Origin of the sequence: Streptomyces bikiniensis (assembly GCF_000716625.1) — a bacterium.
GTDB classification, from domain to species: domain Bacteria; phylum Actinomycetota; class Actinomycetes; order Streptomycetales; family Streptomycetaceae; genus Streptomyces; species Streptomyces bikiniensis.
The window spans coordinates 95,086-115,699 of record NZ_JNXJ01000011.1 but is presented as its reverse complement, the minus strand read 5'-3'; the positions used below and the strand labels follow the sequence as shown (position 1 = coordinate 115,699).

At 70.6% G+C, this 20,614-nt stretch carries 14 protein-coding genes; 9 read left to right on the top strand and 5 right to left on the bottom strand.

Translation table 11 applies throughout. From position 1 onward, the window contains the following. Nucleotides 1-70: 70 nt before the first annotated feature. On the bottom strand, nt 71-664 hold the full coding sequence (locus OO47_RS11215) for a single-stranded DNA-binding protein (RefSeq protein ID WP_030206816.1): 594 nt from the start codon (nt 662-664) through the stop codon (nt 71-73). A gap of 74 nt (nt 665-738) precedes the next feature. Continuing rightward, the gene (rpsF, locus tag OO47_RS11210) at nt 739-1,029 is read right to left on the bottom strand and encodes a 30S ribosomal protein S6 (protein WP_015034882.1); all 291 of its coding nucleotides are present in this window, start codon (nt 1,027-1,029) and stop codon (nt 739-741) included. Nucleotides 1,030-1,324: 295 nt separating this feature from the next. Here rpsF and OO47_RS11205 point away from each other — a divergent pair, with 295 nt between their 5' ends. The 3 genes from OO47_RS11205 to OO47_RS11195 all read left to right on the top strand — a co-directional run bounded on the left by OO47_RS11205 (nt 1,325) and on the right by OO47_RS11195 (nt 4,211). Next, the gene (locus OO47_RS11205; RefSeq protein ID WP_030206815.1) at nt 1,325-1,639 is read left to right on the top strand and encodes a hypothetical protein; all 315 of its coding nucleotides are present in this window, start codon (nt 1,325-1,327) and stop codon (nt 1,637-1,639) included. Nucleotides 1,640-1,898: 259 nt separating this feature from the next. Next, entirely contained in the window at nt 1,899-3,017 is a 1,119-nt protein-coding gene (locus OO47_RS11200) for a lipid II:glycine glycyltransferase FemX (RefSeq protein WP_030206814.1), read from the top strand. Between the two features lie 162 nt (nt 3,018-3,179). Next, nucleotides 3,180-4,211 carry an alanine racemase gene (locus OO47_RS11195; protein ID WP_030206812.1) on the top strand — a complete coding sequence of 344 codons (1,032 nt, stop codon included), beginning with the start codon at nt 3,180-3,182 and terminating at the stop codon, nt 4,209-4,211. A gap of 45 nt (nt 4,212-4,256) precedes the next feature. Here OO47_RS11195 and OO47_RS11190 read toward each other — a convergent pair whose 3' ends face one another. Further along, a complete protein-coding gene (locus tag OO47_RS11190; RefSeq protein WP_030206810.1) occupies nt 4,257-5,759 on the bottom strand; it encodes a glycosyltransferase family 87 protein in 1,503 nt (500 codons plus the stop codon). Nucleotides 5,760-5,870: 111 nt separating this feature from the next. Continuing rightward, the gene (locus tag OO47_RS11185; protein WP_033208771.1) at nt 5,871-8,615 is read right to left on the bottom strand and encodes a transglycosylase domain-containing protein; all 2,745 of its coding nucleotides are present in this window, start codon (nt 8,613-8,615) and stop codon (nt 5,871-5,873) included. Between the two features lie 367 nt (nt 8,616-8,982). On the opposite strand from OO47_RS11185, the gene OO47_RS11180 reads away from it, so the two are divergent. From OO47_RS11180 to OO47_RS11170, 3 genes are all read left to right on the top strand, one after another. Next, complete coding sequence (locus OO47_RS11180) at nt 8,983-9,663, top strand: PadR family transcriptional regulator (protein WP_030206803.1); 681 nt, start codon at nt 8,983-8,985, stop codon at nt 9,661-9,663. Between the two features lie 48 nt (nt 9,664-9,711). Then, entirely contained in the window at nt 9,712-10,794 is a 1,083-nt protein-coding gene (locus OO47_RS11175; protein WP_030206801.1) for an inositol-3-phosphate synthase, read from the top strand. Nucleotides 10,795-10,915: 121 nt separating this feature from the next. Then, a complete protein-coding gene (locus tag OO47_RS11170; RefSeq protein ID WP_030206798.1) occupies nt 10,916-12,193 on the top strand; it encodes an MFS transporter in 1,278 nt (425 codons plus the stop codon). A 90-nt stretch (nt 12,194-12,283) separates the two neighbouring features. On the opposite strand, the gene OO47_RS11165 is transcribed toward OO47_RS11170, so the two are convergent. After that, nucleotides 12,284-13,750: a CCA tRNA nucleotidyltransferase gene (locus tag OO47_RS11165; protein ID WP_199812289.1), complete on the bottom strand. Its 1,467-nt coding sequence runs from the start codon at nt 13,748-13,750 to the stop codon at nt 12,284-12,286. Between the two features lie 295 nt (nt 13,751-14,045). Here OO47_RS11165 and OO47_RS11160 point away from each other — a divergent pair, with 295 nt between their 5' ends. The 3 genes from OO47_RS11160 (at nt 14,046) to OO47_RS11150 (ending at nt 20,591) form a co-directional block, all read left to right on the top strand. Next, on the top strand, nt 14,046-16,448 hold the full coding sequence (locus OO47_RS11160) for a DUF6049 family protein (protein ID WP_030206791.1): 2,403 nt from the start codon (nt 14,046-14,048) through the stop codon (nt 16,446-16,448). A 45-nt stretch (nt 16,449-16,493) separates the two neighbouring features. Continuing rightward, nucleotides 16,494-18,782: a murein biosynthesis integral membrane protein MurJ gene (gene murJ, locus OO47_RS11155; RefSeq protein WP_030206785.1), complete on the top strand. Its 2,289-nt coding sequence runs from the start codon at nt 16,494-16,496 to the stop codon at nt 18,780-18,782. Between the two features lie 117 nt (nt 18,783-18,899). Then, nucleotides 18,900-20,591: a protein kinase family protein gene (locus OO47_RS11150; RefSeq protein ID WP_030206783.1), complete on the top strand. Its 1,692-nt coding sequence runs from the start codon at nt 18,900-18,902 to the stop codon at nt 20,589-20,591. Nucleotides 20,592-20,614: the final 23 nt, after the last annotated feature.

Genomic DNA, 20,614 nt, shown 5'->3' with positions numbered 1-20,614 from the left:
GTTTCTCCTGTGTGATCAAGAAGTGTGGGGTACGAGCCGCTTCGAGGAAGCGCCCTGGATGGGGCGTGTCCTAGAAGGGGGGCTCGTCCGAGTAGCCGCCGCCGGAGTTCCCACCCCAGCCGCCACCGCCGCCACCGGCCTGCTGGCCGCCGCCGGAGGGGGCACCGGTCGCCCACGGGTCGTCGGCGGGAGCACCGCCGCCACCCTGCTGGCCACCGCCGGAGTTTCCACCCCAGCCGCCACCGCCGCCGCCCTGCTGGCCGCCGCCACCGCCGCCGTATCCGCCCTGGCCGCCGCGACCGGTGGTCTTGGTGACCTTGGCCGTGGCGTTCTTGAGGCTGGGGCCGACTTCCTCGACGTCCAGCTCGTAGACCGTGCGCTTGACGCCCTCACGGTCCTCGTAGGACCGCTGCTTCAGCCGGCCCTGCACGACGACGCGCATGCCTCGCTGGAGCGACTCGGCGACGTTCTCCGCCGCCTGACGCCAGACCGAGCAGGTGAGGAAGAGGCTCTCGCCGTCCTTCCACTCGTTGGTCTGACGGTCGAAGGTGCGGGGGGTGGACGCGATACGGAACTTCGCGACCGCCGCACCGGACGGGGTGAAGCGCAGCTCGGGGTCGTCGACAAGATTGCCGACGACCGTGATGACGGTCTCGCCTGCCATGGGGGAACCTCTCGGCGGGATTGCTTCTGGCTGCTGTGCTGCTACTCGGACCCGATGACCTCTGAGCTAGGTGCTCAGTGGGTCTCGGGACGGAGGACCTTGGTCCGGAGGACCGACTCGTTCAGGTTGAGCTGTCGGTCGAGCTCCTTGACGACCGCAGGCTCGGCCTGCAGGTCGATGACCGAGTAGATGCCCTCGGGCTTCTTCTTGATCTCGTAGGCGAGACGACGACGGCCCCAGGTGTCGACCTTCTCGACCTTTCCGTTGCCCTCACGGACGACGGAGAGGAAGTTCTCGATCAGCGGGGAGACAGCGCGCTCCTCGAGATCGGGGTCGAGGATGACCATCACCTCGTAGTGACGCATGTGGAACCCACCTCCTTTGGACTCAGCGGCCACGGTCGTTCCGTGGCAGGAGGGTCGTGATGCGTGAGCAACGGTATCCGCCGCCACTGACAGTCCCCCTCGTCGAACGCGTCGGGCGAGGGGCACCGCCGGGATCCCGGGAGGGACCTGGGCAGACACCGGTGCAGACCGTACAGCGTACCCGTACATCCGCTTCCGGTTGAAATTCCCTGGTGAAGGGACGCAATCTGTACACAACGGATGTCGGCGGCGCTACGATGCGCCGCCTTCCGGCAAGCACGCCAGGAGGTGCCCCATGGCACAGGCAATGCGACGCGACCCCGGCCACTCCCTCTTCGCCACCGACGGCAAGCCCCACCCGCTCCAGGACACCCTGGTCGGCGTGACGCTGGTGCTCGGCGCCCTCGCCTTCGTCACCGCCCAGTTCCACGGCCTCCACCTGCTCAGCTCCTGGGCGGGCCTGGTCGGCATCCTGACCGGCGGATACGGGCAGTTCATCTCCGCGACGACCCGCGAGCGCTTCCTCCTGATCATCGGACTCGGCGCGTCGGCGATCGGCTTCTACCTGGGCATGGCCCACGGCGGCCTCTTCACCGGCGTCATCAACTGATCCGGCTTCCCGACGACCGGACCCGGGGCCCCGACAGCCGGCCTGGCCCTCCGCCGGCCGCTCCGGGTCCCCCGACCGGCCCCGGGCCGCCGGGCGGGAACGAAGGGCGCGCAGGGCCGCACCGGAGCAGGTCCGGGCGGCCCCCGCGGCACGTCAGGGCCCGTACAGACATACGGGGCGCTCCCCGGTCGCAGTAGGCTTCGGCGCGAGAGCCGGAGCCCCTGACCGATGGGGACACACCTGCCGAGGAGCGCCCCGCATGAGCCTGACCCTGAGGACCATCAGCCGTGAGCAGCATCTGGCGTACATCCAGAGCCAGCCCGCCGCGAGCCACTGCCAGGTCCCGGCGTGGGCCGACGTGAAGACCGAGTGGCGCTCGGAGAACCTCGGCTGGTTCGACGCGACCGGCGAGCTGGTCGGCGTCGGTCTGGTCCTCTACCGCCAGCTCCCGAAGATCAAGCGCTACCTGGCCTACCTGCCCGAGGGTCCGGTCATCAACTGGTACGCGCCCAACCTCGACGACTGGCTGCAGCCGATGCTGGCGCACCTCAAGCAGCAGGGCGCCTTCTCCGTGAAGATGGGTCCGCCGGTCGTCATCCGCCGCTGGGACTCGGCCGCCATCAAGTCCGGCATCCAGAACCCGGACGTCAAGCGCCTCAAGGACGTCGAGGCCAGCCACATCGAGCCGCGCGCCTTCGAGGTCGCGGACCGGCTGCGGAGGATGGGCTGGCAGCAGGGCGAGGACGGCGGCGCCGGCTTCGGCGACGTGCAGCCCCGCTACGTCTTCCAGGTGCCGCTCGCGAACCGCTCGCTCGACGACGTCCTCAAGGGCTTCAACCAGCTGTGGCGCCGCAACATCAAGAAGGCAGAGAAGGCCGGCGTCGAGGTCGTCCAGGGCGGTTACGAGGACCTGGCCGAGTGGCAGCGGCTGTACGAGATCACGGCCGTCCGCGACCGCTTCCGGCCGCGCCCGCTCTCGTACTTCCAGCGCATGTGGACCGTCCTCAACAGCGAGGACCCCAACCGCATGCGCCTGTACTTCGCCCGTCACAACGGGGTGAACCTCTCCGCCGCGACCATGCTCGTCGTCGGCGGGCACGTCTGGTACTCCTACGGCGCCTCCGACAACATCGGGCGCGAGGTCCGGCCCTCGAACGCGATGCAGTGGCGGATGCTGCGCGACGCCTACGCGATGGGCGCGACCGTCTACGACCTGCGGGGCATCTCGGACTCGCTGGACGAGACCGACCACCTCTTCGGCCTCATCCAGTTCAAGGTCGGCACGGGCGGCGAGGCCGTCGAGTACGTCGGCGAGTGGGACTTCCCGCTGAACAAGCTGTTGCACAAGGCGCTCGACATGTACATGTCCCGGCGCTGACCGACGCGGGGGCGGCACGGCCCCAGGACGTGCCGCCCCCGGTTCCGTACCCTCGTAGACACCCGTCTCCTACAGACACCTGTCGACCGGTGGACACCCGTCACGCGTGGACACCCGTCACCCCTGACACACCGCAGCCATCAGAAAGGTTCCGGGCCGGCCATGGCGCTCTCCCTGTACGTCGACACCGCTCGCTGGCGGGCGCACCAGAAGTCGGTCATCGACCGGTTCCCCGGCCTCATCCCCGTCTGCAAGGGCAACGGCTACGGCTTCGGCCACGAGCGGCTCGCCGACGAGGCGGCCCGGTTCGGCGCCGACATGCTCGCCGTGGGCACCACGTACGAGGCCGCGAGCATCAAGGACTGGTTCAGCGGCGACCTGCTGGTCCTCACCCCCTTCCGGCGGGGCGAGGAACCGGTTCCGCTGCCCGACCGGGTGGTGCGCTCCGTCTCCTCCGTGGACGGTGTCCACGCCCTGGTGGGCGCCCGGGTCGTGATCGAGTGCATGAGCTCGATGAAGCGGCACGGCGTGCGCGAGGAGGAGCTCCACCAGCTCCACGCCGCCATCGAGGACGTGCGCCTGGAGGGCTTCGCCCTCCACCTCCCGCTGGACCGCCCGGACGGCACCGACGCCGTCGAGGAGGTCATCGCCTGGATGGACCGGCTGCGCAACGCCCGGCTGCCGCTGCACACCATGTTCGTCAGCCACCTGCGGGCCGAGGAGCAGGCCCGGCTCCAGCAGCAGTTCCCGCAGACGCGCTTCCGCGCCCGCATCGGCACCCGGCTCTGGCTGGGCGACCACGAGGCCACGGAGTACCGGGGCGCGGTCCTCGACGTGACCCGGGTCGCCAAGGGCGACCGGTTCGGCTACCGCCAGCAGAAGGCCGCGTCGGACGGCTGGCTGGTCGTCGTCGCCGGCGGCACCTCGCACGGCGTGGGCCTGGAGGCCCCCAAGGCGATGCACGGCGTCATGCCGCGCGCCAAGGGCGTGGCGCGGGCCGGCCTCGCCACCGTCAACCGGAACCTGTCGCCGTTCGTGTGGGCGGGGAAGCAGCGCTGGTTCGCCGAGCCGCCGCACATGCAGGTGTCGATCCTGTTCGTGCCCGCCGACGCCCAGGAGCCCCGGGTCGGCGACGAGCTCGTGGCGCACCTGCGCCACACCACGACGCAGTTCGACCGCCTCGTCGAGCGCTGAGCGACCGGTCCGGGGTCCTGAGGGCCCCGGACCGGAGGCAGCCGTTCAGCCCCGGGAGTCCTGCTCCCCGGAAGCGCCCCACCTGACCCGCTGCGCCTCTCCGGAGGCGGGGGCGGCGTGCCGCGCCGGGTGCGCCGCGCCGCCCGCCACGAAGACGTCCTCCGCCCCGTCCAGGACGCCCCCCGAGGGGTCGTCCGAGCCGTCCTGCCGGACCGGGTCCTTCTCGGGCACCAGGATGTCGCGCACGACCACCGCGCACAGGTACAGCGTGCCGAGCAGGTGCAGGGCGATCGCGAACTGGTAGCCGTCGACCGGCAGGCCCTGCTTGTTGCCGCCGGCCGTGAACGCCAGGTACGTCCAGACGCCCAGGAAGTACATGACCTCGCACGCCTGCCAGATCAGGAAGTCGCGCCAGCGCGGCCGGGCGAGCACCGCCAGCGGGACCAGCCACAGCACGTACTGCGGCGAGTAGACCTTGTTGACGAGGACGAACGCGGCGACGACCAGGAAGGCCAGCTGGGCGAAGCGGGGCCTGCGGGGGGCCGTGAACGTCAGGTGGGCCAGGGCGATCGCGGCCATGCCCATGAGCAGCAGCGCGTACAGGTTGGCCCGGTCGGGCGGGATCGGGTCGCCCGTGCGCTGGCTGATGAGCAGCCAGACCGAACCGAAGTCGACGTTCCGCTGCCTGCTGAAGACGTAGAACTGCTTCCACCCCTCCGGCGCGAGCAGCATCACCGGCAGGTTCACAACCAGCCAGGACCCCGCGAAGCCGAGCACCGCGGCCCCGTACTGCCGCCACTTCCCGGCGCGGCAGCAGAGCAGCAGCAGCGGGAGGAGGAGCAGAGCCGGGTAGAGCTTGGCGGCCGTGGCAAGGCCCAGCAGGATCCCGAAGGCCAGCGGACGGCTCCGCGCCCACATCAGGACGGCCGCGGCGGTCAGCGCGACGGCGAGCAGGTCCCAGTTGATCGTGGCCGTGAGCGCCACCGCGGGCGCCAGGGCGACCAGGAGGCCGTCCCAGGGACGCCGGCGGTGCGTCCGGGCGACGCAGACCGCCAGGACGGCCGCGCAGACCATCAGCAGGCCGGCGTTGGCCAGCCAGTACGCCTGCTCGCGCTCCGCCGTCTCGCCGCCGCCCGGCGTCAGCCAGGCCGCGACCTCCATGAAGAGCCCGGTCAGGACGGGGTACTCCAGGAACGGTATGTCGCCGGGCAGCCGGTCGAAGTAGGGGACCAGGCCGTCCGCGAAGCCCCGCCCGGAGAAGAGGTGCGGGATGTCCGAATAGCAGGCGTGCGTGTACTGGGAGGTCGTCCCCCGGAACCAGGCCCAGTTGTAGCAGGGCAGCTTCTGCACCATGCCCAGGGCGAACATGCCGATGGCCACCAGGGCGATCACCCGCACCGGGGACAGCCGGCCGGTGCCGGGCAGCGCCCGGCGTCCGTAGGGGCCGCCGATCAGTTCGCTGCCCGCGGCGGCCACCTCGTCCCGGTGGGTGGGGATGACCGTCCGCGGACGCTCCCGCGGCGCGCTCGTCTTCTGGAGGCTCGGCATGGGGGACATCCTGCCGTACGTCCCCGGGAAAACGGCGGGGCCGCCGCGGCCTGCCCCGTACGGAGGGTACGGAGCGGCCGCGACGGCCCGGAGGAGTGGCCCCGGAGGGGTCTAGGGGAACCAGGACCCGTCGTTGGGCCTGTTCCCGGTGCCGCCCGGCCTGCCGCCCCCGTCGTCCGTCGGCGAGCCGGACGGATCCGGATCACCGGTGTTCGTCGGCGTGCCCGTGGGCTCTCCGGTGTTGCCGCCGGGGTCGCCCGGGTTGTAGCAGTCCGGGTCCCAGATGCTGCAGGTCGTCTTGGTCGGCTTCGGCGACTTGGTCGGCGTCGGGGGGGTCGTCGACGGGGTGGTGGGGGGAGTCGTCGACGGGGTGGCCGTCGCCGACTCGGTCGCCGTCGGCGTCGGCGTGGGGCTCGACGCACCGCCGCCGAAGACGGGCTCGGCGTTCTCCAGCTTCTCCGGCTTGGGGAACTTGACCTTCGGGTCGTTCTTGACGGCCACGGTCATGTAGTCGCGCCAGATCTCCGAGGGGAACGATGAACCGTGGATCGTGTCACGACCGCCGGTGCCGTACATCTTCTCGAACTTGCGGTCCTTCTTCGTGTCGTCGTCGTCGTAGCGGTACATGTCGATCGCCGTCGCCAGCTGCGCGGTGTAACCCACGAACCAGGCCGACCGGTTGTCGTCGGTCGTACCGGTCTTGCCGGCCACGTCGCGGCCGGGGAGCCGGGCCTTCTTGCCGGTGCCCTCGTCCTCGTCCACGACGTCCCGGAGGACGTCGGTGATGTTGCCGGCGACGGCCGGGGTGAAGGCCTGGTCGGGCTCCGCCTTGTGCTTGTGCACGACGGTGCCGTCCTTCTTCACCTCCTTCACGGAGTAGGGGTCGTTCTGCTTGCCCTGGTTGGCGAAGGTCGCGTAGGAGCCCGCCATGCGGATGGCGCTCGGGCTGGAGATGCCGAGGGAGAACGAGGGGACCTCGCCCTTGACGAGCGAGCTCTCCAGCAGGCCGGACTTCACCGCGGCCTCCCGGACCTTGTCGATGCCGACGTCCATGCCGAGCTGGACGTAGGGCGAGTTGGCGGACCGGACCATGGCCCTGCGCAGCGAGATGTTGCCGTAGTCCTCCTGACCGTCATTGGTCTGGCGCCACTCCTCGCCCTTCTCGTTGTGCCAGATCTCACCGTTGTACTTCCGGACGACCAAACCGTTCTTGCCGGAGTAGCGGCTCTTGTCCGGGTCCACGATCGTGCGGGTGGAGGCGTCCTGCTCCGGGCCCAGCTCCTTGTCCCGTACGCCGTCCGTCATCGCGGCCGCGAGCACGAAGGGCTTGAACGTCGATCCGACCATGGCGCCGGTGGCGTCGGCGTTGTTGGTGAAGTGCTTGGTGGCGTCGACACCGCCGTAGATGGCGACGATCTCTCCCGTGTCCGTGTCGACGGAGGCGCCGCCGAACTGGACGTGCGTGTCCGTCTTGGGACGCTTCTCGGGGTCGATGTGCTCGTCGTAGACCTTCTTCACCGACTTCTCGAGCGCGGCCACCTTGTTCTTGTCGAAGGTGGTGTAGATCTGGTACCCGCCGCGCTCCAGCTCCGCCTCGCTGAGGTCGAACTGGGTCTTGATGTTCGCCTTGGCGGTCCTGACGAGGTAGCCGATCTGACCGCTCAGCTTGGCGCTCTGGCCGGGCTTCTGGAGCTTGGGGAACTCCGTGTACTTCGCCCGCTCCGCGGACGTGATGTGCCCGTCCTTCGCCATCTCGTCGAGGATCCACTTCCACCGCTTGGTGGCGCGCTCGGTGTTCTTCTCCTGGGTGGCGCCGGGGTCGATCTCGGGGTAGCCGGCCGGGTCGTAGTACGTCGCGCCCTTCAGCACCGAGGCGAGCAGCGCCGCCTGGCTGGGGTCGAGCTTGTCGGCGTCCGTGTTGAAGTAGGCGCGGGAGGCCGCCTGGATGCCGTAGGCGCCGCGCCCGTAGTACGCGGTGTTCAGGTAGCCGGCCATGACGTCCCTCTTGTCGACCTGGTTGCCGACCTTCAGGGCAATGAAGAACTCCTTCATCTTCCGGGTGAGGGTCTGCGACTGGTCGTCGAGGAGGTTGTTCTTCACGTACTGCTGGGTGATCGTCGAGCCGCCCTGGGTCTGGCCGCCCTTGGCCATGTTCCAGATGGCGCGCCCCATGCCCTTCGGGTCGATGCCCGCGTCGTCCCAGAAGGTCTTGTTCTCCGCCGAGATCACGGCGTTCTGCATGTGCTTCGAGATCTGCGGAAGCTTGACGATCTGGCGGTTGGCGCCGTCGCCCGTCGCGACCATGACGGACCCGTCGGCCCAGTAGTAGATGTTGTTCTGCGACTTGGCGGTGTCGGCCTCGTTGGGGATGTCCACCTGCGAGTACGCGAGGGCCGCCGCGCCCATCAGACTCGCGGCGAAGAACAGGAACGTGCCCGTCACCAGCCGCCACGAGGGCAGCCAACGGCGCCAGCCGTACTTGTTGTGGCGCGGGTAGTCGATGAACCGCTTCTTGCCGGGTCCGCGTCCCTCGGGGCCGCCCCCCGGGCCGCGCCCCCCGCCGCCGCCACCGCGCCGGCCGCCACCGGATCCACCGGGGCCGCCGGGACCGGAGCCGGCGCCCTTCCTGCGGCTGCCGCGCTGGGCGGCCCGGCGGGCCTCCGCGCGTCCCCCGTAGGGGCGCTCCTCCCCGCCGTGGGAGGAGGGAGGTCCGTAGGAGGCCGAAGGGGCCCCCGTACCGACGTTCCGGGCCGGGGCCGACCTGCGGCCCCCCGGCTGCTGGGCAGCGCGCCGTGCCGCCGCGCGTCCACCGGTCGGTGGCTGCTGCTGCGGCGCTTTGCGACGATGCTCGCTCATCGAACGACTACTCCTCGGGCAGGCGAGTACGCCTGGAAGCGGCAGTTGAGTTCCGGTCCCCCCGAAATGCGCACGGCCGGGACCCATCGGAGGTCCCCCCGTACCGCAGCCGGTCACCCGCAGCACTGACGCCCCAGGGCGTCGCTCGGTTCCCGGTGGTCTGCATCCGCACAGACTACGCACGGCCAAAAACCACCTGGAGCCGGAGTTCACCCCAAATCAGGCAAGTCGACTCCTGTGAATCGAGGATGTGACGCCGGTCACGACGGGTCCACTTGTCGCCGCAGAGTGACCGCTCTATCGTGCTGATGTATCGAGCCGATACATCAGCACGGCATAAGGGCCACGGCACCGGAGGAGGCGACGGATGAGCAGACGCTCCGGCATCCTCGAGTTCGCCGTCCTCGGCCTGCTGCGCGAGGCCCCGATGCACGGGTACGAGCTGCGGAAGCGGCTCAACACCTCGCTGGGCGTCTTCCGGGCCTTCAGCTACGGAACGCTGTACCCCTGCCTCAAGACGCTGGTCGCAAACGGCTGGTTGATCGAGGAGCCGGGCAGCGCCCCCGAGGACACCCTCGCCGCGTCGCTCGCGGGACGCCGGACCAAGATCGTCTACCGGTTGACCCCGGAAGGTAAGGAGCACTTCGAGGAGCTCCTCTCCCACACCGGACCGGACTCCTGGGAGGACGAGCACTTCGCGGCCCGCTTCGCCTTCTTCGGGCAGACCGAGCGCGAGGTGCGGATGCGGGTCCTCGAAGGCCGCCGCAGCCGGCTGGAGGAGCGCCTGGAGAAGATGCGCGCCTCTCTGGCCCGGACCCGCGAGCGCCTCGACGACTACACGCTTGAGCTGCAGCGCCACGGCATGGAGTCCGTGGAGCGCGAAGTGCGCTGGCTGAACGAGCTCATCGAGAGCGAGCGGGCGGGACGGGATCGACGATCCGGTCCCGGGGCCGCCGCTCCGCACGACAACGATTCTGGAGAAACGGGCGGCCTGCCCCGGCACGGGGGCAGTACCCGGCCGGATCCGTCCGACGACACCACCACGTGAATCCCGCGCACAGCAGGGCTTCACACGATCACACAGGGAGCAACCGGAATGGGTTCGGTTCGCGTAGCAATCGTCGGCGTGGGCAACTGCGCCGCCTCGCTGGTCCAGGGCGTCGAGTACTACAAGGACGCCGACCCGGCGACCAAGGTGCCCGGCCTGATGCACGTCCAGTTCGGCGACTACCACGTCGGTGACGTCGAGTTCGTCGCCGCCTTCGACGTCGACGCGAAGAAGGTCGGCCTCGACCTCTCGGACGCCATCGGCGCCAGCGAGAACAACACCATCAAGATCTGCGACGTCCCGAACAAGGGCGTCACGGTCCAGCGCGGCCACACCCTCGACGGTCTCGGCAAGTACTACCGCCAGACCATCGAGGAGTCCGCCGAGGAGCCGGTGGACGTCGTCCAGATCCTCAAGGACCGCCAGGTCGACGTTCTCGTCTGCTACCTGCCCGTGGGCTCCGAGGAGGCCGCGAAGTTCTACGCGCAGGCCGCCATCGACGCCAAGGTCGCCTTCGTCAATGCCCTCCCGGTCTTCATCGCCGGCACCAAGGAGTGGGCGGACAAGTTCACCGAGGCCGGTGTCCCGATCGTCGGCGACGACATCAAGTCGCAGGTCGGCGCGACCATCACGCACCGCGTGATGGCCAAGCTGTTCGAGGACCGCGGTGTCCGTCTCGAGCGCACCATGCAGCTCAACGTCGGCGGCAACATGGACTTCAAGAACATGCTGGAGCGCGAGCGCCTGGAGTCCAAGAAGATCTCCAAGACGCAGGCCGTCACCTCGCAGATCCCCGACCGCGAGCTGGGCGAGAAGAACGTCCACATCGGCCCGTCGGACTACGTGGCCTGGCTGGACGACCGCAAGTGGGCGTACGTGCGCCTCGAGGGCCGTGCCTTCGGCGACGTTCCGCTGAACCTGGAGTACAAGCTGGAGGTGTGGGACTCCCCGAACTCGGCCGGTGTCATCATCGACGCCCTGCGCGCCGCGAAGATCGCCAAGGACCGGGGCATCGGTGGCCCCATCCTCTCCGCGTCGAGCTACTTCATGAAGTCCCCCCCGGTGCAGTACTTCGACGACGAGGCCCTCGCCAACGTCGAGAAGTTCATCAAGGGCGAGGTCGAGCGCTGATCACGGCGCACGCCTGACGGCTGGTCACGCCGTACGGACGACGGCTGATCACTCCGCACGGCCGGTGATCGAGGGCCCCGGGCACTGCCCGGGGCCCTCCTCGTGTGTGAGTCTTGCTGCCATGTCCGTCGTACGTGATCTGCGCGTACTCCTGCGCCTGGCGCACTTCCGCCGTCTGCTCGCCGTCCGGCTGCTCTCCCAGTGCGCCGACGGCGTCTACCAGGTGGCCCTGGCCGCGTACGTCGTCTTCTCCCCCGAGAAGCAGACCTCGCCCGCCGCGATCGCCTCCGCCATGGCGGTCCTCCTGCTCCCCTACTCCCTCGTGGGGCCCTTCGCCGGTGTGCTGCTCGACCGCTGGCAGCGCCGCCAGGTCTTCCTGTACGGGAACCTCCTGCGCGCCCTGCTCGCGTGCGGGACCGCGGTGCTCGTCCTCGCCTCCGTGCCCGACTGGCTCTTCTACGCCTCCGCGCTCTCCGTCACGGCCGTCAACCGCTTCGTCCTCGCGGGGCTCTCGGCCTCGCTCCCGCGCGTCGTCGACGACGAACGGCTGGTCGTGGCGAACTCGCTCTCCCCCACCGCCGGCACGCTCGCCGCGACCGTCGGGGGCGGCCTCGCCTTCGGCGTCCGGCTGCTCGCCGACGGTTCCGACGCCGCCGTGGTGGCCTTCGGCGCCGTCCTCTACCTCTGCGCGGCCCTCGCCTCCCTGCGGATGCCCCGGGAACTCCTCGGTCCCGATCCTGGCCTCGTGCCCCAGCGCCTCACCACGGCCCTGCGGACGACCGCCCACGGGCTGGCCGAGGGGCTGCGCCACCTCACCGAGCGGCGGCCCGCCCTCCGGGCGCTCACCGCGGTGGGCCTCATACGGTTCTGTTACGGCGCCCTGCTCGTCGCCGTGCTCATGCTCTGCCGCTACACCTGGAGCTCCACCGAGTCCGAGGGCCTCGGTCTCCTCGGACTCGCCGTCGCCCTGTCGGGAGCGGGCTTCTTCGCCGCCGCGGTCCTCTCCCCGTGGGCGGTCCGGCGGTTCGGTCCCTTCGGCTGGATGACCGTGTGCACCGCGGCGGCGGCCGTACTCGAACCGGCACTCGGCCTGACCTTCGCTCCCGTCCCCTTCCTCGTCGCCGCCTTCCTGCTCGGGCTCATCACCCAGGGGGCGAAGATCGCGACGGACACGGTGGTGCAGACGTCCGTGGACGACGCGTACCGGGGCCGGGTCTTCTCGCTCTACGACGTGCTCTTCAACGTCGCCTTCGTCGGCGCGGCAGGAGTCGCGGCGCTGATGCTGCCGCCCGACGGGCGCTCCGCCCCGCTGATCGTTCTGGTGGCCGTGATCTACGGATCGATCGCCGTGGCGCTGCACGGAACCCGCGGGGAGCGCGGGGAACGCGCGAAGGGGTGATGTTTCACGTGAAACACCACCCCTCGGTGAGCTGCCGGTGTCCGGCCGGGTGTTTCACGTGAAACACCCGGCCCGGACGCCGAGGACGGTTCAGCCCTGTGCCGCCCACCACTCCTTGAGCGCGGTGACGGCCTGGTCGTGCCCCATGGGCCCGTTCTCCAGCCGGAGCTCAAGCAGGAACTTGTACGCCTGGCCGATGGCCGGGCCGGGGCCGATGCCCAGGATCTCCTGGATCTGGTTGCCGTCGAGATCGGGACGGATCGCGTCCAGCTCCTCCTGCTCCTGGAGCTGGGCGATGCGGTCCTCCAGGCCGTCGTAGGCCCGGGAGAGCGCGGTCGCCTTGCGCTTGTTGCGGGTGGTGCAGTCCGAGCGGGTCAGCTTGTGCAGACGCGAGAGCAACGGGCCGGCGTCCCGCACGTAGCGGCGCACGGCGGAGTCGGTCCACTCGCCGGTCCCGTAACCGTGGAAGCGGAGGTGCAGCTCCACGAGGCGCGAGACGTCCTTGATCATCTCGTTGGAGTACTTGAGCGCGGTCATGCGCTTCTTGGTCATCTTCGCGCCCACGACTTCGTGGTGGTGGAAGGAGACCCGTCCGTCCTTCTCGAAGCGACGGGTGCGCGGCTTGCCGATGTCGTGCAGCAGGGCCGCGAGCCGCAGCACCAGGTCGGGGCCGTCCTCCTCCAGGTCGATCGCCTGGTCGAGCACGGTCAGCGAGTGCTCGTAGACGTCCTTGTGCCGGTGGTGCTCGTCGCTCTCCAGGCGCAGCGACGGCAGCTCGGGCAGCACGTGGTTGGCGAGGCCGGTGTCCACGAGCAGGCCGAGGCCCTTCCGCGGGTGGGCGGAGAGGAGGAGCTTGTTGAGCTCTTCCCGAATGCGCTCGGCGGAGACGATCTCGATCCGGCCGGACATCTCCTTCATGGCCGCGACGACCTCGGGGGCGACCTCGAAGTCCAGCTGGGCGGCGAACCGCGCGGCCCGCATCATGCGCAGCGGGTCGTCGGAGAAGGACTCCTCCGGCGTGCCGGGCGTGCGCAGGACCCGGGCGGCCAGGTCCTCCAGACCGCCGTACGGGTCGATGAACGTCTTCTCGGGGAGGGCCACGGCCATGGCGTTGACGGTGAAGTCGCGCCGGACGAGGTCCTCCTCGATCGAGTCGCCGTAGGAGACCTCGGGCTTGCGAGAGGTCCGGTCGTACGCCTCCGAGCGGTACGTGGTGACCTCGATCTGGAAGCGCTGGACGGTGTCCCCGACGCGGGCGTCCTTCTGGCAGCCGACCGTCCCGAAGGCGATGCCGACCTCCCACACGGCGTCGGCCCACGGGCGGACGATCTTCAGTACGTCCTCGGGGCGGGCGTCGGTGGTGAAGTCCAGGTCGTTGCCGAGCCGGCCGAGCAGGGCGTCCCGTACCGAGCCGCCGACCAGCGCGAGGCTGAACCCGGCCTCCTGGAAGCGGCGGGCGAGGTCGTCGGCGGCAGGGGACACGCGCAGCAGTTCACTGACCGCGCGGCGTTGCACCTGGCTCAGTGCAGTCGGGGTGTCTTCGTTGGCGTTCGGCACAACAGAAAAGGGTACGTGCCCCGGCTCACCACGATGTCCCCGTTTTCCCGGGGTCCGGGGCCGCCCGTTCCCGGGGGTGGGGGATGTCCGACCTCCCGGACGGGACCGCCGGTCTCCCGGGGCGGGACCGCCGGCCGGCCCGGGGGCGGGCCGCCGGGACGCGTTCGTCGGCGGCCGGTCGAAGATCGTCCGGAGCACTCCCCGGCACTTGCTCCCAGCATGCCTCGTTACCATGCCTGGACACAGCAACCGGGAACCACCGACACCACAGACAACGACGAGGACGGGCGAGCGCGTGGCCGAGGCGGCAGACATCCAGGGGACCGGTCCCTCACCTGCCCGCCGATGGCTGCGGCGCACACTCACCGTCGCCGTCGGGGCGCCGCTCCTCGCCGGGCTGCTCCAGGCCCCGGTCGCCACCTCCCCCGCGGTCGCCGCTCCCTCGGCGACCGCCGCCGAGGACGCCACCGGATCGAAGACCGTCGATGTGTCGATCGACACCCTGACCCCGAGTTCTCCCGCCGAGGGCGACACCGTCACCGTCAAGGGCACGGTGACCAACCGGGGCAAGAAGGCCATCACCGACGCGTCCGTCGAGCTGCGGGTCGGGCCACGGATGAGCAGCCGCAGCGAGATCGAGCAGGCGACGAGGCGCACGGGCTACCGGGACGACAGCGACCCCGCTCCCGTGCAGGACGGCCCCACCGCGAAGATCCCCGAGCTGGGCGCCGGCCTCGGCGCGGACTTCTCCCTCTCCGTCCCGGTCGCCGACCTCGGGCTCGACGAGGCGGGCGTCTACCAGCTCGGCGTCTCCCTCACCGGCCAGACCTCGGACCGCCCCTACCCCCGGGTGCTCGGCATCGAGCGGACCTTCCTGCCGTACCAGCCCGAGCCCACCGAGAAGAAGACCCAGCTCACCTACCTCTGGCCGCTGATCGCCTCGGCCCACGTCTCGGCGGAGACCGCCCCGGACGACCAGCGGACCCCGGTCTTCGAGGACGACGCCCTGGTGGCGGAGCTGCGGCCGGGCGGACGGCTCGACCAGATGGTCTCGCTGGGCAGGAACCTGCCGGTCACCTGGGTGATCGACCCGGACCTCCTGGCCACCGTCGACGCCATGGCGAACGGCTACCGCGTCAAGGACGGCTCCCTGCACGTCCCCGGCACGAACAAGGAGCTCGCCGAACGGTGGCTGGGCGAGCTGGAGAAGGCGGTGCAGGGGCGCAAGGTCGTCGCCCTCCCCTTCGCCGACCCCGACCTCGCCTCCCTGGCCCACCACGGCAAGGACGTTCCCGGCTCCCTGGGCCACCTCCAGTCGGCCACCGCCCTCGCCGGGGTGACGGTCGAGACCGTCCTCCACGTGCAGCCCTCCACCGACTTCGCCTGGCCCGTCGAGGGAGCCGTCGACCCCTCCATCGTGGCGGTCGCGACCTCGGCCGGCGCCGACAAGGTGATCGCCCGCAGCGACAGCGTCCGCGACGACCTGTCCTACACGCCCACGGCGGCCCGCCCCCTGGGCAACGGCAGCACCACGGCCGTGGTGAGCGACGCGCTCCTGTCCACCGCCTTCGAGGGGGACATGGTCCGCGCGGAGGGGTCCACGCTCGCCGTTCAGAAGTTCCTCTCCCAGTCGCTCGCGATCACCCTGGAGCAGCCGGAGAAGCAGCGGAGCGTCGTGGTCGCCCCCCAGCGGATGCCGACCGTCGCCCAGGCGCAGACCATGGCGACCGCTCTGCACGGCCTCTCCGGCCGGCGCTGGAGCCAGCCGAGCGACCTCGTCACGGCGGCCACGGCCAAGCCGGACCCGAACGCCTCCACCGCGGTGCCCAGCGGCTCGCGGTACCCGAAGAGGCTGCGTGACCAGGAGCTCCAGGTCCAGGCCTTCCGCGACATGAAGACCACCCGGGACGAGCTGAACGACTTCAAGGTCGTCCTGACGTTCCCGGACCGCGTCGTGACCCCGTTCGGCAACGCGATCAGCCGCGAGACGTCGACGTCCTGGCGCGGCCGGACCAGGGAGGCCGCGATCTACCGGGGCAACGTCCAGGACTATCTGCAGCGGCTCACCAAGGGCATCCAGCTGGTCGACAAGTCGGACCTCACGCTCTCCGGCCGCAGCGCGACGATCCCCGTGACCGTCCAGAACAAGCTGGTGCAGGGCGTGGACCACCTGGTGCTACGCCTCGTCTCCAACAACGGCAACCGGCTGAAGATCAACGGTGAGAGGGCCGCCGAGCTGCCCGTGAAGGTGGGCGCCGGACACAGCCAGTCGGTGAAGTTCGACGCCACGGCCGCCGTCAACGGCCAGGTGCCGGTGACGGCCCAGCTCTACACCGAGGACGGCACGCCGTACGGGAAGCCGATGTCGTTCACCGTGAAGGTCTCCGAGATCACCCCCACGGTGATGCTGGTGATCGCCGGCGGTGTCCTCCTCCTCGTCCTCGCCGGTGTGCGGATGTACACCCAGCGCAAGCGGCTGGCCGCCCAGGCCGCCGAAGCCGAAGCGGCCGAGTCCGCCGAGGGGGCCGCCGAGACGGCGGAGAAGGCCGAGGAGCCGGAAGAGGCCGGACCGGCCGAGCCGGGCCCGGAGCCGGGGAAAAACGACACGGCCGGACCCGAGCAGCCGAGTGACCCGACACCGGACACCGGGTCCGAAAGCGGCGACCCGTCGGCCACGGGTGAGAAAGTGGACCGTTGAGCGATGTCGTGGCCGGTCGGCCGGGGACGATGAGGTGGGGTAACCATGAACGCGCCGTACGACGGTGACCGCGGCCAGGGTGCGGGCGGCACCGCGCCGTCCGGTGGGACGCCCGCGGCGCCCTCGGGCCCCGGCCACCCGCCGGCGCCGGCCCCGCAGCAGGGCTCCCCTGCCCCGCACCCGACCGGCCAGGACCCCTACGCCCCGTACCCGCCCGGCCAGGCCCCCCACCCCCAGGACCCGTACGCGCAGGATCCCTACGGGCAGAACCCCTACGCCCAGGACCCCTACGTCCAGGACGCCTTCGCCCACGACCCGTACCGGGCGCAGGACCTCTCCGCACAGGACCCGGTGGGCGAGGCGCTCTACGACCGCGCCGCGCACCCGCCGCCGCCCCCCGGCACCTACCAGGACCCCCAGGCGCTCTACCAGCAGCCGGCCGCGCCCCCGCACGCCCCCGATCCCCGGGTGTGGGCGCAGACCCCTGCGCCGGAGCCCGACGGCCCCTCGCGCCACCTGCCGTACGGCGACGACGCGCGCACGGTCCAGTTCACCGGCGTCGACGACCTGGTGACCCGGGCGAGCGAGGAGAACCCCGAGCCGGACGCCTTCGCGCACCTCTACCGGGACCAGCAGGCCTCCGGCCAGGTGCCCCCGCCCACCCCGGAGCCGGACCCGCTGCCCGCGCCCGCCCCCAAGAAGACCGGCCGCGCCTCCGGGCTGCTCAAGTCGAGCGCGGTGATGGCGGCCGGCACCCTGGTCTCCCGGCTCACCGGCTTCGTCCGCAGCCTGGTGATCACCGGCGCGCTCGGCGCGGCCCTGCTCGGCGACACCTTCACCATCGCCTACACCCTGCCGACGATGATCTACATCCTCACCGTCGGCGGCGGCCTCAACTCGGTCTTCGTCCCCCAGCTCGTCCGCTCGATGAAGAACGACGAGGACGGCGGCGAGGCCTTCGCCAACCGCCTGCTCACCCTGGTCATGGTAGCGCTCGGCCTGATCGTCGCCCTGGCCGTCTTCGCGGCGCCGCTGCTGATCCGGCTCATGTCGAACACGATCGCCGACGACGCGGCGGCCAACAGCGTGGCCGTGACCTTCGCCCGCTACTGCCTGCCCACGATCTTCTTCATGGGCGTGCACGTGGTGATGGGGCAGATCCTCAACGCACGGGGCAAGTTCGGCGCGATGATGTGGACCCCGGTCCTCAACAACATCGTCATGATCGTCACCTTCGGCCTGTTCATCTGGGTGTACGGCACCTCCGCTGAGTCCCAGATGGGCGTGCAGACCATTCCGGACGAGGGCATCCGCCTGCTCGGCATCGGCACCCTGCTCGGCCTCGTCGTCCAGGCCCTGGCGATGATCCCGTACCTGCGCGAGACGGGCTTCCGCTTCCGGCCCCGTTTCGACTGGAAGGGCCACGGGCTCGGCAAGACCGTCAAGCTCGCCAAGTGGACCGTGCTCTTCGTCCTCGCCAACCAGGCGGGCGTCCTGGTCGTCACCCAGCTCGCCACCGCCGCCGGCGAGGAGTCCGGGAAGAACGGCGCGGGCTTCCTCGCCTACTCCAACGCCCAGCTGATCTGGGGCATGCCGCAGGCCATCATCACCGTCTCCGTGATGGCCGCGCTGCTGCCGCGGATCTCCCGCGCCGCCCACGACGACGACCCGGGCGCCGTCCGCGACGACATCTCACAGGGCCTCCGCAACTCGGCCGTCGCGATCGTCCCGGTCTCCTTCGCCTTCCTGGCGCTCGGCGTCCCGATGTGCACCCTGCTCTACGCCTCCAGCGGCGTCGAGGCCGCCCAGGGCATGGGCTTCATCCTGATGGCCTTCGGCCTCGGCCTGATCCCCTACTCCGTCCAGTACGTCGTGCTCCGCGGCTTCTACGCCTACGAGGACACTCGGACGCCCTTCTACAACACGGTCATCGTCGCCGCCGTCAACGCGGCCGCCTCGGCGCTCTGCTACGTGGTCCTGCCCGCCCAGTGGGCCGTCGTGGGCATGGCCGCCTCGTACGGCCTCGCCTACGCGGTCGGTGTCGGTGTCGCCTGGCGCCGGCTCCGCAACCGGCTGGGCGGCGACCTGGACGGCACCCACGTGCTGCGGACCTACGCCCGGCTCTGCATGGCCTCCGTGCCCGCCGCGATCGTCGCCGGTGGCGTCGGATTCGGTCTCCTGAAGCTCTTGGGCGAGGGCGCGCTCGGCTCGCTCGTCGCCCTGGTCGTCGGCGGGGCCGTGCTCCTCGGGGTCTTCTTCGTCGCGGCGAAGCGCATGCGGATCACGGAGCTGAACACCCTGGTCGGCATGGTCCGCGGCCGCCTGGGACGCTGAACCGGAGGTCCCGCACAACCATCGGCGGGGGCCGCGTGTCGTGCATGGCGTCCGACTGTGGGCACAATTGGCTTGGCTGTTGGATGTGGCGCAACGGATGGGGAGGCAGGAACGACGGTGGCGGAACGTAGCACGGCTGCCGTCGACGTGGCCGACAACAGCGGTGACGACCCGCTGACCGCCAAGGCGGGCAAGGCCGCGACCGACGGGGTGGCGGAAGAAGAGAAGACGGCGGAGAAGACCGCCGAGGCCACGGAGAACGAGGCGGTCGAACGACAGAGCGGCGAACACCCTTCCCTCACGGCTCCGGAACTGCACAGCGGCCACAAGCTGGCCCGGCGCTACCGGCTGGAGGAGTGCGTCACCCGTCTGGACGGCTTCAGCAGCTGGCGGGCCGTCGACGAGAAGCTCCGGCGCGCCGTCGGGGTCCACCTGCTGCCCGCCGACCACCCCCGGGCGCGTTCGGTCCTGGCCGCGGCCCGCTCCGCCGCCCTCCTCGGCGACCCCCGGTTCGTCCAGGTCCTCGACGCCGTCGAGGAGAACGACCTCGTGTACGTCGTGCACGAGTGGCTGCCCGACTCCGTCGAGCTGACCGCGCTGCTCGCGGCCGGCCCGCTGGAGGCCCACGACGCCTACCAGCTCGTCAGCCAGGTCTCCCAGGCCATGGCCGCCGCCCACCGTGAAGGCCTCTCCCACCTCCGGCTCACTCCGAGCGCGGTCCTGCGCAGCTCCACCGGCCAGTACCGGATCCGCGGACTCGCCGTGAACGCCGCCCTGCGCGGCATCACGGCCGAGCGTCCGCAGCGCACCGACACCGAGGCCATCGGCGCCCTGCTGTACGCCTCTCTCACCCAGCGCTGGCCGTACGAGAACGACGCCCACGGCCTCTCCGGGCTCCCCAAGGGCGTCGGGCTGCTTCCCCCCGACCAGGTCCGTGCCGGCGTCCACCGGGGCCTCTCCGAGATCGCCATGCGCGCCCTCGCCAACGACGGGGCCACCGCCTCGCGCCAGGAGCCGCCCTGCACCACCCCGGGCGAGCTGGCCAGGGCCGTGTCCACGATGCCCCGCGTGAAGCCGCCGGAGCCCGAGTTCGCCGCCCCGCCCGAGTACCAGCGCACGACGTACCAGCAGGGCACGTACGGGCGTCCACAGGTGCACCCGGCGTCCACCCAGCCGGTCGTCGTCCCGCCGCCCCCGCTCCAGAGCCGCACCGGCCGCGCGCTGAAGTGGACGGTCTCGGCCCTCCTGATCGCTGCCCTGGGCCTGGGCAGCTGGCAGATCGCCGACCGCCTCCTCGGCCAGAAGGAACCCTCCAAGACACCGGACCCGGCTCCGACGATCGTCACCGACGAGAAGCCGGTGGCGCCGAAGCCGATCCCCATCGAATCCGCCCGCGACTTCGACCCGCTGGGCGGCGGTAGTGAGAAGCCGCAGGCCATACCGAAGGCCTACGACGGGGACCCCAGCACCTACTGGTACACCGACAACTACTACGGCGCCCGCTTCGGAAACCTGAAGACCGGTGTGGGCATGGTGCTCGACCTGGGCAAGGCGCAGAAGATCAGCTCGGTCGAACTGTCGTTCCTGGGAGACACCTCGGTGGAGCTGCGGACCGCACCCGCGGACGCGGCGTCCGAGCCGACCATGCCCCATCAGTACATCACCCGGGCATCCAAAACCGGCAGCAACGTGACGCTGAAGCCCCTCGCACCCGTCACCACCCGCTACGTTCTGATCTGGCTCACCGAGCTGCCCGCCAACGACGGGAACTTCCGAGGCAAGCTGACGGAAGTCAAGGTCTTGGGCTGACGACCGCACAGGGAGGGGGCTCA

Bases quoted from the DNA above. Each gene is read 5' to 3' on its own strand.
- OO47_RS11205 (WP_030206815.1), top strand. From the start codon at position 1,325: ATGGCACAGGCAATGCGACGCGACCCCGGCCACTCCCTCTTCGCCACC.
- OO47_RS11170 (WP_030206798.1), top strand. From the start codon at position 10,916: ATGTCCGTCGTACGTGATCTGCGCGTACTCCTGCGCCTGGCGCACTTC.
- OO47_RS11200 (WP_030206814.1), top strand. From the start codon at position 1,899: ATGAGCCTGACCCTGAGGACCATCAGCCGTGAGCAGCATCTGGCGTAC.
- OO47_RS11190 (WP_030206810.1), bottom strand. From the start codon at position 5,759: ATGCCGAGCCTCCAGAAGACGAGCGCGCCGCGGGAGCGTCCGCGGACG.
- murJ (WP_030206785.1), top strand. From the start codon at position 16,494: ATGAACGCGCCGTACGACGGTGACCGCGGCCAGGGTGCGGGCGGCACC.
- rpsF (WP_015034882.1), bottom strand. From the start codon at position 1,029: ATGCGTCACTACGAGGTGATGGTCATCCTCGACCCCGATCTCGAGGAG.
- OO47_RS11185 (WP_033208771.1), bottom strand. From the start codon at position 8,615: ATGAGCGAGCATCGTCGCAAAGCGCCGCAGCAGCAGCCACCGACCGGT.
- OO47_RS11180 (WP_030206803.1), top strand. From the start codon at position 8,983: ATGAGCAGACGCTCCGGCATCCTCGAGTTCGCCGTCCTCGGCCTGCTG.
- OO47_RS11215 (WP_030206816.1), bottom strand. From the start codon at position 664: ATGGCAGGCGAGACCGTCATCACGGTCGTCGGCAATCTTGTCGACGAC.
- OO47_RS11195 (WP_030206812.1), top strand. From the start codon at position 3,180: ATGGCGCTCTCCCTGTACGTCGACACCGCTCGCTGGCGGGCGCACCAG.
- OO47_RS11175 (WP_030206801.1), top strand. From the start codon at position 9,712: ATGGGTTCGGTTCGCGTAGCAATCGTCGGCGTGGGCAACTGCGCCGCC.